The organism is Anabaena sp. CS-542/02 (genome assembly GCF_028331085.1).
In the GTDB taxonomy this organism is placed as follows: Bacteria; Cyanobacteriota; Cyanobacteriia; order Cyanobacteriales; family Nostocaceae; genus Anabaenopsis; species Anabaenopsis arnoldii.
Window position 1 is genome coordinate 20,461 of record NZ_JAQMTM010000126.1, and the last position, 13,971, is coordinate 34,431.

General features: G+C 41.3%; 15 protein-coding genes and 1 pseudogene. 11 read left to right on the forward strand and 5 right to left on the reverse strand.

Annotated features, from left to right (window positions below):
- Positions 1–27: 27 nt before the first annotated feature.
- The 5 genes from cpcA to PN447_RS13755 all read right to left on the reverse strand — a co-directional run bounded on the left by cpcA (position 28) and on the right by PN447_RS13755 (position 4,618).
- On the reverse strand, positions 28–519 hold the full coding sequence (gene cpcA / locus PN447_RS13735; RefSeq protein ID WP_271733773.1) for a phycocyanin subunit alpha: 492 nt from the start codon (positions 517–519) through the stop codon (positions 28–30).
- A 59-nt stretch (positions 520–578) separates the two neighbouring features.
- On the reverse strand, positions 579–1,100 hold the full coding sequence (locus PN447_RS13740; protein WP_271733772.1) for a phycocyanin subunit beta: 522 nt from the start codon (positions 1,098–1,100) through the stop codon (positions 579–581).
- Positions 1,101–1,729: 629 nt separating this feature from the next.
- Positions 1,730–2,659: an RluA family pseudouridine synthase gene (locus tag PN447_RS13745; RefSeq protein WP_271763605.1), complete on the reverse strand. Its 930-nt coding sequence runs from the start codon at positions 2,657–2,659 to the stop codon at positions 1,730–1,732.
- A 352-nt stretch (positions 2,660–3,011) separates the two neighbouring features.
- The gene (locus PN447_RS13750; protein WP_271763606.1) at positions 3,012–3,221 is read right to left on the reverse strand and encodes a hypothetical protein; all 210 of its coding nucleotides are present in this window, start codon (positions 3,219–3,221) and stop codon (positions 3,012–3,014) included.
- A 206-nt stretch (positions 3,222–3,427) separates the two neighbouring features.
- Entirely contained in the window at positions 3,428–4,618 is a 1,191-nt protein-coding gene (locus PN447_RS13755) for an FAD-dependent oxidoreductase (protein WP_271763607.1), read from the reverse strand.
- A gap of 612 nt (positions 4,619–5,230) precedes the next feature.
- On the opposite strand from PN447_RS13755, the gene PN447_RS13760 reads away from it, so the two are divergent.
- From PN447_RS13760 to PN447_RS13805, 11 genes and pseudogenes are all read left to right on the forward strand, one after another.
- The gene (locus PN447_RS13760; protein WP_271763608.1) at positions 5,231–7,168 is read left to right on the forward strand and encodes a hypothetical protein; all 1,938 of its coding nucleotides are present in this window, start codon (positions 5,231–5,233) and stop codon (positions 7,166–7,168) included.
- A 37-nt stretch (positions 7,169–7,205) separates the two neighbouring features.
- Positions 7,206–7,436: a hypothetical protein gene (locus PN447_RS13765; RefSeq protein ID WP_271763609.1), complete on the forward strand. Its 231-nt coding sequence runs from the start codon at positions 7,206–7,208 to the stop codon at positions 7,434–7,436.
- 32 nt (positions 7,437–7,468) lie between these two features.
- Positions 7,469–8,047: a DUF4255 domain-containing protein gene (locus PN447_RS13770; protein ID WP_271733764.1), complete on the forward strand. Its 579-nt coding sequence runs from the start codon at positions 7,469–7,471 to the stop codon at positions 8,045–8,047.
- Between the two features lie 100 nt (positions 8,048–8,147).
- The gene (locus PN447_RS13775; protein ID WP_271763610.1) at positions 8,148–9,047 is read left to right on the forward strand and encodes a hypothetical protein; all 900 of its coding nucleotides are present in this window, start codon (positions 8,148–8,150) and stop codon (positions 9,045–9,047) included.
- Positions 9,048–9,111: 64 nt separating this feature from the next.
- Positions 9,112–10,266 (forward strand): phage tail sheath family protein, encoded by a 1,155-nt coding sequence (locus tag PN447_RS13780; RefSeq protein WP_271763611.1) that lies wholly within the window; start codon positions 9,112–9,114, stop codon positions 10,264–10,266.
- 34 nt (positions 10,267–10,300) lie between these two features.
- A complete protein-coding gene (locus PN447_RS13785) occupies positions 10,301–11,455 on the forward strand; it encodes a phage tail sheath family protein (RefSeq protein WP_271763612.1) in 1,155 nt (384 codons plus the stop codon).
- A gap of 20 nt (positions 11,456–11,475) precedes the next feature.
- Positions 11,476–11,919 carry a phage tail protein gene (locus PN447_RS13790; protein ID WP_271733760.1) on the forward strand — a complete coding sequence of 148 codons (444 nt, stop codon included), beginning with the start codon at positions 11,476–11,478 and terminating at the stop codon, positions 11,917–11,919.
- Positions 11,920–11,930: 11 nt separating this feature from the next.
- Positions 11,931–12,293 (forward strand): phage tail assembly protein, encoded by a 363-nt coding sequence (locus tag PN447_RS13795; RefSeq protein ID WP_271733759.1) that lies wholly within the window; start codon positions 11,931–11,933, stop codon positions 12,291–12,293.
- A 17-nt stretch (positions 12,294–12,310) separates the two neighbouring features.
- Positions 12,311–12,463: pseudogene (locus PN447_RS18640) on the forward strand (DUF6760 family protein); the annotation flags it as partial.
- A 32-nt stretch (positions 12,464–12,495) separates the two neighbouring features.
- The gene (locus PN447_RS13800; protein WP_271733758.1) at positions 12,496–12,963 is read left to right on the forward strand and encodes a phage tail protein; all 468 of its coding nucleotides are present in this window, start codon (positions 12,496–12,498) and stop codon (positions 12,961–12,963) included.
- Between the two features lie 58 nt (positions 12,964–13,021).
- A partial coding sequence (locus PN447_RS13805) for a hypothetical protein (protein WP_271763613.1) occupies positions 13,022–13,971 on the forward strand: 950 nt, incomplete at its 3' end.

Below are 13,971 nucleotides of genomic sequence, written 5' to 3' on the forward strand. Positions count from 1 at the left end.
TGCATCCTTCCCCGGGCAAGAGACTATCTAGCTTAATGCGTTGATAGCATAGTCAAAGTAGGTATTAGCTTCGTTAGCAGCTTGTCCACTCAAACCATGATTAGCTTTCATGTATTTGATTGCTTCAACGTACCAGCTGGGGGACAAATCAAAGGAGCTGTTGATTTCAGCCAAGCCAGCAATCAAAAACTCATCCATGGGGCCAGTACCACCAGCAACTAAGCTGTAAGTAACAATGCGTAGGTAGTGACCGACATCACGAGCGCACTTAGCCTTACCACGGCTGTCAGCAGCAAACTGAGGCCCTGGTGTTTGGGTGGTGTAGGGGAATTTTTGGTATACAGCTTGGGTAGCACCATCAATCAAGCTTTGGGCGTTAGATGTCAACGCGCGAGCAGCTTCCATGCTAGCAATAGCACGAACATAACGACCGTTAACTGCTTGTAGTTCGGTGTTGCTTAAGAAACGTCCTTGGGTATCCGCAGATGCGATCGCTTCGGTAATTGGTGTTTTAACCATCTTCTAAAATCTCCTTCGTATTTCGTAAATTTTTTTGGTACTGGAATTTCTCAGTGATATTAAGCAACAGCAGCCGCAGCACGGTCAAAGTAGCTAGCTACTTCAGAGATCAACTGGCTGCAATCACCTTTGGTGATCCCGTTGGGATCGTTAGCTACAGCTACAGCAGCATCTTTCATTTTTTGCACGCCCACAGCCACAGAAGATCCAGGAGTTCCCAGAGCTTGGTAGGTTTCGCGCAAACCATTCAAGCAGCGATCATCAAGAACACTAGCATCACCGGCTAAAATTGCGTAGGTGACGTAACGCAAGATAATTTCCATGTCACGCAAGCAAGCAGCCATGCGACGGTTGGTGTAAGCGTTACCACCAGGAGCAATCAATTGGGGTTGTTCTTCAAACAAAGAACGAGCTGCGTTGGTAACAATAGCGGAAGCGTTGCTGGTGATGCGGTTAACAACGTCTAAACGCTTGTTGCCTTCTTTAACTACGTTGGTTAAAGCGTCTAGTTGCTCGTTGCTCAAAAACTCGCCTCTGGAGTCAGCTTGAGAAACTACCTTGGTAAATACGTCTAATGTCATGGACTTTAATCTCCTAATTCCTTAGTTCTGAGATGTCTAGATTAAAACTGGCAATGTTTTATCAAATTGGGAATGGTTGACAACAGACCCGATAGCAAACTGCTTTTTTTGATTTGTCTGTTTATTCCCTCAATACTAGATTAACAAGTATTTATGAGAATCTGGGTTAATTTTATGAGAAACCCGCAAATTTCAATCAACTCATTGCTTGGTTTGACTTTGGTTTGTTATTTCCACCCCTCAGAATATGTTTATACAATGCTATAGATTCTTTATTTGTTACAAATTATGAATAAATAAGATGCGGGAATAAGAACACCCTCAAATCCTTTACATATAAGGAATATAACTGAGTAAATGGGAAATTTTTCGCAACATTACTTCATATTTACCCCTCCTAGCCCAAGAAATCATCAATTTTATATTTTCTTAATTATTGGAGAATGCAAGTAAATACAGGACATTCGTCGTTTTGTCTGTAATTTCGGGTGATGGTGTTTTTATTAAGAGTTGTTAATTTGAACTTGGGAAAATTTACCATAACTGGCTAAAATTCATCTGTCCAAGGTAAAAAACCGCCGAAAAGTTTACAAATCTCAATATTGAGGAGGGGGGAGAGTGTCAGAATTTCAGGACTCTACTCGTCGGCGGAGAATTTGCACTAAGGTATTAAATGTCGCCGGGGGGGTAGCGGTGACCGAGATCCACTCCTGAGAGACCGGATGTTGTAACTTGAGTCGCCAAGCGTGGAGTGCTTGACCGGGTAAGTTAACGCCCAGAGAACGACCAGAACCATAAACTGGGTCGCCGACAATGGGATGACCTATCTGAGCGCTATGGACACGAATTTGATGGGTGCGCCCGGTTTCTAACTGAAAATGGATTAATGTATAGTTACCCAAGCGTTCTGCTACCTGCCAATGAGTGATAGCAGACCTACCGCCTTTTTCTATGGGGACAACGGCCATTTTCTTTCTATCTTGGGGGTGGCGACCAATGGGGAGGTCTATCATACCATCTGCGGTTTTTGGCGCGCCGTAAACTACACCTAAATATGAGCGCCGCGCAGTTTTAGCCTGGAGTTGTGCTTGGAGGCTGTGATAGGCTATGTCAGTTTTGGCGATCGCGATCGCCCCTGTGGTATCCTTATCTAAGCGATGGACAATTCCCGGACGTTGAACGCCGCCAATTCCAGGAAGATGGGGACAATGTGCTAACAAAGCATTCACCAAAGTACCATCAGGATGGCCGGGAGCGGGATGGACAACTAAGCCAGCGGGTTTATTCAGGATCAGTAATTGGTCATCTTCATAGAGGATGTCCAGGGGGATATCTTGGGCTTGTAGTTCTAGAGGGGTAACTTCTGGTATTTTTATACTAATGCGATCGCCTGGTTTCACAGGAATTTTTTTAGTTGTGCATACCTGATGATTGAGTTTTACATTACCCTCGACAATTAATTGCTGGATGCGAGAACGGGATAACTCTGGTAATTCTTGGGACACATAGCGGTCAAGGCGTTCCCCTGCTGTTTCGACTTCTAAATTAAATGCGATCACAATTGTTCATCTGAAACTATTAGATAAATTCCCTATCTCTAAGCTGGTATGTGTCAACTCAGTTATGTTGACTGGAGGGAATTAATTCCCTGGCTCCGGTGTGGATAAGCAACGATTATACCTCATGTGTGGATAACCATCGCCCACACATCCCCTAACTATTAAATAAGACATATAACCTACACACACTTAAACCCAGAGCGATCGCCCTAAATAGATGTCATAATTAAAACAACCAGTCGGTTAAAAGCCGACTTAAGCTTTCAGACAGAGAATTAATTCCCTGTCTCCGGTGTGGATAACTATCGCCAAAACATCCCCTCTAGGGTAGGGATTCTGGGACAAAACAGCTTTATTGGGGGCTAGTTTTCCACTTGGTTGCTAGTTTCACAGCCCATATACTTAATGCAGATGCACAGATAACTGCCAACCATGACCCCCAAAAAGGAAAGGTAACTGTACCAATGGCAATTGACCAGTGATTAACCAGTCGGATAAAATGTGATATTGCTACTAAGGCAAAAATCACTGCGGAAGTTAACAAATATGCTTTACTAATCATTTCTAGCCTCCCTTTTATTTTACTGAGGGATTGTGGCCTTTTAATTACAAGCCATACTTTTATTGTGCATATAGTCAAGGGGTTTGATTGGGAAATCAGCATATTTGCAACAAATATTCACCTGGTCTTTCTCTGGGTAACCCTTGATGGATTTGAAAAAATACCTGTTGCTGTTTATTGTTCATGTTTAATTAGATATGGAAAAACTAGACCTTTAAATATACTTCGGTGATTCCGTCGCGCATTTTCATTTGTCGCCTTAACCACAACTTCTTGACTATTTTACCTATGAATGGGGTTTGCACTAGGAGCGATCGCAATAGGGAATATTTGCGCAATTTCTCCCCCTGGGCTGCTTCTTGTAACTGGAGTCGCTGGATACCAATAATTTCCGGCTGGCGTTCCGCCTGAATCTGTGATAAGACTAAATCTATCTGATTATGATCGGCATTTCCTTGTAATAATGGCACGAGGTAATTAGCCGCAACAATCACATCACGTAATGCCACATTGATACCTTGAGCGCGCACAGGGGACATGGGATGAGCCGCATCACCCAGCAACAGTAACCCTGGGGTATACCACTGGGGACAATTCCCGACCACTACAGATAGTTTTATGGGAGATGTGATACTCGCACCATGATGGCGAAAATGTTCCGCTAACCATGGGGGAGAGAGGGAGGCGAAAACTTCCGCCCAAGGCTGTTTATAGTCTGTGGTTTCATTTGGTGATATTACGCATCCTAAATGTAGTTTATCGGACTCAGCACCATGAAAAATGCTAAAAATGCGATCGCCATTGACAATAGTACGAAACACATTATCAGCAGCTTCAGGACTAGCGGCTAACTTAAACCAGAGAATATCTATATTTTTGGGCTGACATACTAATTTTATTCCTGCACATTGGCGGACAATAGAGTTACGACCATCAGCGCCAATGACTAAATCAGCAGTCAGTTGTCGTCCATCACTGAGTATAACACCGGTAACCCGTTGGTTATCTCTGCATAAATCTTTGACCGCCACAGCCGGTATAAATTCAAAGTTATCATAGGTTTGAGCTTCCCTCATCAAAGCTTGGAGTAAGGGAGGTTGGGACACTAATGTACAGGGTTGCTGTGACCCCATGGGTTCCTCTACCCGGAATAACTGTTTACCCCCAAGAATAAACTCCCAGGACTTGATGGGTCGATGGGGAATCTGTTGTATTAATTCTAATAGTCCCATTTGGGCGATCGCATCTAAGCCACTAGGCATTAAACCCTCACCGCGAAATACTCGCCCAAAGTCTTTCGCAGCTTCTATGAGTGTGACTGTAATACCGCGTTTTACTAGGACTAGAGCTAGAGTAGCGCCTGTTGGTCCTGCGCCCACAATTATAACTTTTTTCATTAATTTAAACGGTACTTTTACATTAGTTTAGCGCCACAACTTCTACCCATAATTTTCTCATTTCAAATTATTATCGGCTCCATTCTCATACATTCAATAGCTCCTTTATTATCTATAAGCATTCTGTCTTCTACCTCAAGATAGATATTTAAAATTGTTAAGAACATAATAGAAATTTACTGGTCATCATATAGAGTAAGGAAGTTATATATCCAACAAGGAAATTTAGGATAGAGCAAGCTGATACCCTGTATTATCCGCGACAATCTTAATATTTTTTTAATGTCATAGATATCCAGAGGATAGCTGGGCAGACTAGGAATATAAGATTGTTTTCCACATGAAAAAACGCCAAGTGCAAATCAATAAAGTGTGTGAGATATATGGAGGGTAAAAATATCCATATGTGAGCCAGCTAAACCTTTGTATTCGTCTAAAAATGCAATAAAGAAAGTCATTTTGTAGACACAGAAATGGGAAAAATGTAGTAAATTGTGATTTGCAGTTCCTAATTTCACTATGTGGTTTAATCAACCATATACCTATTTTATTTGTAGGGTTTTATAGGGTTAGTGACAAGGGTATATTTCAAAAATCTGGAACTAAATTTGTATGGTGCAGCAACAAGATTGGACAAATTTTGCTTTACAACGTCCGAATTATTTTCCTGGACAATATCTCCTAGATGAAGATTTCGAGTTGGCGCATAAATATCTCAGCGATCGCCAACGTTATATTAACAGTAGGCTCCATTTAGCGGGGATCGTGGAAGGCCTAGAAGTAGAAGCTATGGCTGGGGAAGCAGCAGTTACGGTGAAAGCTGGTACAGCCATTGACGGGGAGGGGAATCTAATTGTATTAGCAGAAGAAAAAACCAACATCAAGATAAATTCTCTATGTTGGGTGTGTCTGCGCTATCATCAAGAGCCAAAAGTATTACAACAACCAGAAATACCGGATAGTTTCACTCGCTTTGCAGAAACTCCCCTGTTAACATTAGAAGCGATTGAAACCAAAGATGCTAAAACGGTGCTGTTAGCTAAACTCGTCGTAGAAAACGGACAAGTGCAAGTAGATAACAGTGTCCGTCAATATTCCGGGGCGAGGTTACCCAGTAGCCAAGGTGAAGAAATTAACCTCAGAAGTGATGGGGAATCTTTAGCGATTAAAGGTAACTTGAGTGTATCCGGGTCGTTAAAATTAGGGGAATCCCTGATTAGCTCTGTATCGGAAACAATCGCCACAGATAGCGATCGCACGGATGTAGTACCTTCAGAAAAAGCCGTTAAAAAACACATAGAAGCCAAAATTAAAGAGCGACTAGCGGCTTTAAATGCTCCCACGGAGGAAAAACCGGCAATTTCCCTCTCCAGTCAGCCAGATGGGCTGTATGGTTGGTCAACCGAAGGTGGTGGATCTGAAGATATTTCATCTGTGATCAAGTTAATCTCCTATCGCGCCGGCCAGACCGCCACAAGGATCACCATTGAACGCGATACAGGTAATGTGGGTATTGGTACAACCAGTCCAGGGAGAAAACTAGATGTTAACGGTGTCATCCGCGCCTTGCATCTAGAGTCTACAAACCCCATGCGACACCGGATGTATCCCAATGAACCAATAGTTTATCAAGATATTTTTGAGGCTAGAGATGCAGGGGCGATCGCTCTACACGGTGTCCTCAAAAAAGCACCTGGTGATTGGCAAACCAGACACACAAGTAAAAACCTCTGTCATGATCGTACCATGATCTGCTATGGGGGGTCAGAAGAAGATGATGCCGGGGCAGTGGTTACCATTCCCGATGGATACAATACTGTCTGGATCAGACTACCTGCTAATTTTTGGAAAGTGGTGAAGGTACAGTTTTTAGATGGATATAAAGAAGACCTAGGACGGTGGGCAGCTGGTAACAGATACGGTAATTGCTACTGTCCTGATGGTTCTCTTAGCGATGGCTATTACGACGCACAGCAATGGCTACCAATTCCCGTTGGGAGAGCCGGTAAAGTCACCTTGATTTCCAAACAAGGTGATGAATTCTGGTTGTCTGGGTTGGCATTCAGTAAAAATCCTTGGTCTCACGCCACTCAAGCAGCGCTCGGATACCATTGGAAAATCAATGGCGGTGATGCCACAAGTTGGAATAACAAAGATTCTGACAGCTGGAATTGGGATACATATACAGTCATTCAACAGAAAACCAATTTAGAATTGATGGTTCCTTATGTGTGGTCAGGCAATGATAAGTTGCTGTATATGGTGGAGCATAACAACGACTGGAACGGTTGTATGCACAATGGCATTACTGTCAACGGTCATACCATGGAAAGATTTCTGGCAACCTATGATAATCCCTTTGCCCGTCATTGGAACAGCAAATCATTTAATCGCTATATCGCCGCGCGCATTCCGGCACATTTAATTCCCAAACCCACACCAGAACGTCCTGCTTTGCTGAAAGTCAAAATCGATATGAGTAAGCAAAATCGTGGACTTCATTTCCGAGAAATGGGTACTCATGATTTGGAAGTTCCCTATGGTTTCTGATCAAGATTAACACCTTTCAACAGCAAGTGAGACAGCAATGAAGGAACAACTGGAAAAACGCCTACAGGTACTAACAGTAGAGTACGAAGCCGGACAGAAAGCACTAGCTAATTTAGAAGCACAAAAAACCAGCCTGCGGGAAACTTTAATCCGCATCAGTGGGGCAATGCAAGTATTAGAAGAAGAATTAGCTATTGCTAACAGGGAAAACAATCACAAACCCCAAGAAATTGACACCTCTACCCTAGAAGTTATTGCCAAAAATTAAGTGCATAGAGTCAAACAAATAGGAATTTATTCATGCTAGATGACTTAGATAGCACCCTAGAGAAATTACTAACTCACGAATTACCAGAGTTAAAACGGTCAACTGAAACCAACGTGGCTATTAGTTTTGATATGCCCTTTGAAGGTTCTATCAAACAAAAACCAGCCATTAACCTGTTTCTGTATGATGTCCGGGAAAATCTGGAAATGCGCAGTAGTGAATGGTCGGTGCAACGTCGTCAAAACGGTACAGCTGTAAAAAAACGTTCTCCAGCTAGGATAGATTGTTCCTATTTGATTACTGCTTGGGCTAATTCCGATGACCCCCAACAAGAACATCACATTTTGGGAGAAGTAATGAAATTATTGCTGCGTTATCGGACTTTACCAGCAGCAATTTTACAAGGTAGTTTAAAAGGACAAGAACCATTACCCGTAGGAGTTGGTTTACGTTCTAGTTACTTACAAAGTTTAGGGGAATTTTGGCAAGCAATTGGAGGAAAACCCAAAGCAGCACTAAATTACACAGTAACAATCTCCGTACCTGTGGAAGAACCAGAAACAGAATTTCCTCTGGTACTTTATCAACGCACGGAAATTAACAGAATTTAATCACAAAATTTAAATTTAATAATTCTGCTAATTATTGATTGTGCCATACCTTAGCCCTGATTCCTCATGCTTAAATTGTTCTGCAACTACCATCGAAAAAATGCTAAAGCAACAACTATTTCAACATCAAATCATAATAGCTGGACAAGTTAAGGATGCCATCACAGGGCGAGGAATTTCCGGGGCTATGGTTAAGATTATTGACGCTCCTGATGAGTTTATTAACTCCGTCATCTTCAAGACTCAACTCCTAGGATTACCAGGCTCAATGCAGTGTCGCTCAGGGAATACCGACCTTGATTCATCCCCAGCAAGCCTACCTACAGCAATTCAAGAATTTCGACAAAACTTGAGAAATCCTCAGTTACATACTGCTGATAAGGTGCAATTATTCCAGGCTTTATTGGCAAATAATTACCTGAGTGCGCGGGATAGGTTTCAAGGGTATCAAGAAATTATTGACTATTTCCCCTACAACCCCAAAAATAAACAATCTCAACTAGGAAGGACTAAAACTATATTTGAGGGTTGGTTCTATTTCAGAAATTTACCATCAGGATGCTATCAATTAGAAGCATCTTTATTTGATGATCCCAGGCGTTATGCCAAGGGTCAAGGTCAAGTTGAAATGACGGATGATATAAATAATAAAAAGATTATTAAGGAGGATGAAAATTTTGCTGTATTTGATACTATTAATACAGTAGAGTTAAAATTACAACCAACAACGCTTATAGGCACAATCACCAGTGCGGATGATAACGACCCCATTGGCATGGCTAGAGTAGAAATTCAAGGGAGTAGAGACCACACTTTTAGCTCTACTGAAATCCTTAAACAATCACAGGGAGAATGGAATTATCGACTTGTTGGTATAGAAGCAAGTAATACTCCCATCACAGTCATAGTTTCAGCTAAAGGATATCCCAAACAACAAAAACAAATCTATTTGCAAACAGGGGAAGTGAAATCATTAGATTTCCAATTAACCGTCAATTGAGATTTGCTCAATTCTCAATTGCATTTGTCCGATAATCACAATTATCAACAAAGGAAAAGATATCATGCCCACCTATTTTACCCCCGGTGTCTATGTTGAAGAAGTATCTTCAGGGGTAGCGCCGATTGTCGGTGTAGGAACGAGTACGGCCGGTTTTATTGGTATCATTACTCTAGCTGCAGCTACTGATGATACTGCAGCAGAAACTATACCAACTGCTGAAAGTGAAGTCAAACTGTGTACAAACTTCAGTGAATTTAAGAAATTTTTTGGGGATTTTTCCACTAATTCTGGTCAAAGTATCCTCGCTCATGCGGTTTATGGCTTCTTCAGAAATGGCGGAACTAGGTGTTTTGTCACTTGGGTAGCAGAAGAAGCAAACCTAGATGCAGCTTTGGATAAATTTGAAGCCATTGATGAAATTGCCATTGTTGCAGCGCCTGGGGTTACCAGTAAAACAGCCTTAGCAAAAATTGATATTCACTGCCGCAATTTAGGCGATCGCTTTGCTATTCTGGACACAGAAGAAGATATTCCCGTTGACTCCGAGCAACTAAAACCGGGTAGTGACAAACTACTAGGAAACTCAGACTATGCAGCTGTATATTATCCTTGGATTCAGGTTTACGACCCCGTAAGTAAAGAAGTGAAATTTGTTCCTCCCAGTGGACACATTGCTGGTATTTATGCGCGGGTCGATGATAAGAGGGGAGTTCACAAAGCACCTGCTAACGAACCAATTTTAGGCGCGGTTGGTTTAAAGCAGGATATCAGCAAAGCTAAACAAGCACCATTAAATAATGATGGTATCAATTGCATTCGTAATCTTAACGGTAACATCCGCATTTGGGGAGCACGGACATTAGGCGCAGGAAAAGATAATCCCGACTTCAAATATATTAATATTCGTCGTCACTTTAATTATCTGAGTGAGTCCATAGACGAAGGAACCCAATGGGTAGTATTTGAACCCAATACCCCAGAACTATGGGCAAAAATTCGCCGCAATATTACTGCATTCCTCACCAATGAATGGCGCAAAGGTGCATTATTTGGCTTAACTCCTGAAGAAGCATTCTTTGTCAAGTGCGATGCAGAAAATAATCCTACAGAAACCCGCAAACTCGGCCAAGTAGTGACTGAAATTGGTGTCGCAGTCATAGAACCAGCAGAATTTGTGATCTTCCGCATTAGCCAACTTGTAGGAGAGCAAAAATAACTTATTCAGCACCTATCCCCAAAATAATTAACCTATGCAAACATCCACACACCTTAATTTAACCGCCCCTGGTGTCTATTTACAGGATATTCCTACCATACCGGGTAAAGATTTACTCACGGGTGTTCCGGTGTTCTTGGGAGTTGCTGAGGTTAATAATTTTCCGGAAAATCATCATCCTGTACCGCAAATGCTCACACTTTGGACTCAGTTTGTGCAGTATTTCGGTAAACCATTACCTAATAGTTATTTACCTCATGCGGTACGGGGATTCTTTGAAAATGGCGGTCGTCTGTGTTATGTGGTGGGTTTAAAAAATCACACTCTGGCAGAATTGCAACAGGGCTTACAGGCCATCGAAGCACTAGATATCATCGATTTAGTATGTGCGCCTGATATTCTGCAAAACTCTCCAGAAGAAGCTCTGGAAATGCAACAAGCTATACTGGAGCATTGTGACACAATGGGCGATCGCTTTGCCATTCTTGATGCTTTCAATATCTCCAAAACCGAAGATATCAAAGTGGTGAAAGCACAACAACAAGGATTAATTGGTGATAATGGTGCGCTCTATACTCCCTGGTTGAAAATAGAAAACGCCTCCTGTAACATTCCTCCTTGTGGTCATATTGCGGGAATTTATGCGCGTAATGATTCCCAAGTTGGCGTTTATCGCGCCCCCGCTAACTATTTATTAGAAGGAGTTTTGGATTTAAGTCTTTTATTTTCCGATGTAGATTGGCAAATATTAAACTCAGCAGCAGGAGGCGGAGTTAACTGTATTCGCAGTTTTAGAAGTCGGGGAATTAGAGTTTGGGGTTCACGCACCTTAAGTCAAAATCCCGAATGGCAATATATCAACATTCGCCGCCTCAAAATCACTATTCTGCGGTGGGTAGAACGTCATTTAATCGATGCTGTATTTGAACCTAATAATACAGATTTATGGGTAAGGATAGAGCGGGAATTAACAGTTTACTTAGAAACTCTTTGGGAACAGGGAGCAATTCAGGGGGAAACTACAGAAGAGGCGTTTTATGTCAAATGTGACGCACAAACCAACCCGCCAGAAATCCGTAAGACTGGAAGGATAGTTACCGAAATTGGTTTCGCGCCTACTACTCCCAGTGAATTTATTGTGATTTCCTTAGTTCACGGTAGTAGCGGCGTTAAATTTGTCGAATCTTAGTAATTTCAGGAGCAATTATCATGCCTAATGTTAAAGATACCCATGATCCATTTAATGGTTATAATTTCTGGGTAGAGTGGGATGGTATCGTCCATGCAGGTTTTAGAGAATGTGCTGGTTTGAACGCCACTAGAGCCGTGATTGAATATCGCGAAGGTACAGACAAAAGTTTGGGACAAAGAAAAGTACCTGGTTTAAATAGCTTTGGTAATATCAGCCTCAAACGAGGGATTACTGATAATGATGAACTGTGGAAATGGCATAAAGATTTAATAGATGGTAAAGAAATCGAGCGCAAAAACGTTTCTATTATTCTCGCTAATGACTTAGGGGAAGAAACAATTAGATGGAACCTAGAAAATTGTTGGCCGACTAATTGGAGCGGTCCAGATTTTAATGCTACCGCTAGCGAGATAGCAATAGAATCACTAGAATTTGTTCATGAAGGAATCACCGTTGGTTAATGTGAGGAAAAATGCACCAGACTGAATTTCTTTTTACCCTACCTCGTGGTTATATCGATGCAGAAGGAAACCTTCATCGTGAAGGAACTATGCGACTGTCAACAGCTTTTGATGAAATCGCCCCTCTGCGTGACCCCAGGGTACAGAGAAATCCTGGTTATCTGGTGATTATTCTGCTAGCGCGAGTGATTACTAAGCTAGGAACTTTAGACCAACTCAATACCAAAATTATTGAAGAATTATTTTCTGGGGACTTGGTTTACCTGCAAGACTTTTACCAACGAATTAATCAAAATGGTCATACACGCTTTCAGGTTTCCTGTCCCCATTGCGGTGGTGAGTTTGAAGTCGAAACTTCCCCAGTGGGGGAGTAGTTTGCTACCCCTCAGAACGTCTTCTAGAGGAGGTAGCTTACCTTTCCTATCACTTTAATTGGTCTTATGACCAAGTAATGAATATGGAACATTGGGAAAGACAACAGTGGGTAGCTCAAGTAGCGCGCATTAATCAGCAGATTAATCAGCAGTCAGGTAATACTAATTAAATATTGATCAGTTATCTCAATAGGGGATATTTATGGCAAAATCGCAAAAAAAAAACAACAGTAATTCCGATAAGAACGCCCATGACCCCTATATGGCTTTCAATTTTATGGTAGAAATTGATGGTTTAACAGTCGGTGGCTTTTCAGAAGTTACAGGATTAAGCAGCAGACTGGAGTTAGAAAGTTATGTAGAAGGAGGTGTTCATCACCGTGTTCATCAATTCCCCAAATATATGACTTATCCCAATTTAGTTTTGGTGCGGGGACTGGGGGAAAGAGATGATTTATGGAAGTGGTATGAAGATGCTACCAGAGGTAAAATTCGTCTCATCAACGGTACGATTATGGTGCGAGATGGTCAGCAATCAAAATTAATTGCATGGAACTTTAAAAAAGCTTATCCAGTAGCTTGGGAAGGACCACAATTAAATGCTAGTAATAGCTCACAAGTTGCTTTTGAACGTTTAGAATTAGTCCATAGGGGAGTTTATAAAGCTTAATAAAAATGCTAATAATCTCAGCATTGGATGACAGAATATAACTAATTAAAAATCTACAATGACATCTACTAATCTACCAACATGGCAAAGACATCTTAATCCGCAACTTGTCAAAAGATTTCATAATCTGTTGACAAAACCAGGGGTTATTAATATTCGCATGGTGAGAAATATTATTGAGCGATCGCCCGATCTTTTTCATCGCTTACCTTTACTCGCTCAACAAATGCAGCGTTGGTCAACTACCATTGATTTAAAATCAGAATCAACCCCTATTATTTATATTCAAAATCAATACCATAAAAATCAAGCCACAGAAGCTATAAATTCTAGCTTATCATCATCCTATATTAACCAAATTAACCAGCAACTTCCAGTTGTTAAAGCTAAAGCAATTACAGTTAAAGAAACTGCTGGAGAAAATCAGCGATCGCAATCAACACCATTAGTTTTACAACCAGATAATTCTTTACCTAATTTAGACACAAATATTTATACTCAATCTCAAGCTTCAACAACAGATTTTTTTTCCCATCAAAGTAAGAAATTAGTATCATCACACTCAACCACAGAAAACAGTGATATTTCAGAAATCCCCATTCAACACAAGTTAGATACCACATCATCACCCAGTATCAGCTTACCAGTAATTCAACCTGAGAACTCTCTCACAAATCAACCATTACAAAACATACCTTTAATTAACCTAGTTAATCCCAACTCTTCCATTGGGGAAACTACATCATCACCCAGTATCAGCTTACCAGTAGTTACCGCCGATAACTCCCTCACAAATCAATCATTACAAAACATACCCTTAGTTAACCTAGTTAATCCCAACTCTTCCATTGGGGAAACCACATCAACTTCAGAAATTCCCATTCAACACAAGTTAGATACAACATCATCACCCAGTATCAGCTTACCAGTAGTTACCGCCGATAACTCCCTCACAAATCAATCATTACAAAACACACCTGTAATTAATCTAGTTAATCCCAACTCTTC

Coding starts and splice junctions, on each gene's coding strand:
- cpcA (WP_271733773.1), bottom strand. CDS start 519: ATGGTTAAAACACCAATTACCGAAGCGATCGCATCTGCGGATACCCAA.
- PN447_RS13740 (WP_271733772.1), bottom strand. CDS start 1,100: ATGACATTAGACGTATTTACCAAGGTAGTTTCTCAAGCTGACTCCAGA.
- PN447_RS13750 (WP_271763606.1), bottom strand. CDS start 3,221: ATGATTAGTAAAGCATATTTGTTAACTTCCGCAGTGATTTTTGCCTTA.
- PN447_RS13755 (WP_271763607.1), bottom strand. CDS start 4,618: ATGAAAAAAGTTATAATTGTGGGCGCAGGACCAACAGGCGCTACTCTA.
- PN447_RS13760 (WP_271763608.1), top strand. CDS start 5,231: ATGGTGCAGCAACAAGATTGGACAAATTTTGCTTTACAACGTCCGAAT.
- PN447_RS13765 (WP_271763609.1), top strand. CDS start 7,206: ATGAAGGAACAACTGGAAAAACGCCTACAGGTACTAACAGTAGAGTAC.
- PN447_RS13770 (WP_271733764.1), top strand. CDS start 7,469: ATGCTAGATGACTTAGATAGCACCCTAGAGAAATTACTAACTCACGAA.
- PN447_RS13775 (WP_271763610.1), top strand. CDS start 8,148: ATGCTAAAGCAACAACTATTTCAACATCAAATCATAATAGCTGGACAA.
- PN447_RS13780 (WP_271763611.1), top strand. CDS start 9,112: ATGCCCACCTATTTTACCCCCGGTGTCTATGTTGAAGAAGTATCTTCA.
- PN447_RS13785 (WP_271763612.1), top strand. CDS start 10,301: ATGCAAACATCCACACACCTTAATTTAACCGCCCCTGGTGTCTATTTA.
- PN447_RS13790 (WP_271733760.1), top strand. CDS start 11,476: ATGCCTAATGTTAAAGATACCCATGATCCATTTAATGGTTATAATTTC.
- PN447_RS13795 (WP_271733759.1), top strand. CDS start 11,931: ATGCACCAGACTGAATTTCTTTTTACCCTACCTCGTGGTTATATCGAT.
- PN447_RS13800 (WP_271733758.1), top strand. CDS start 12,496: ATGGCAAAATCGCAAAAAAAAAACAACAGTAATTCCGATAAGAACGCC.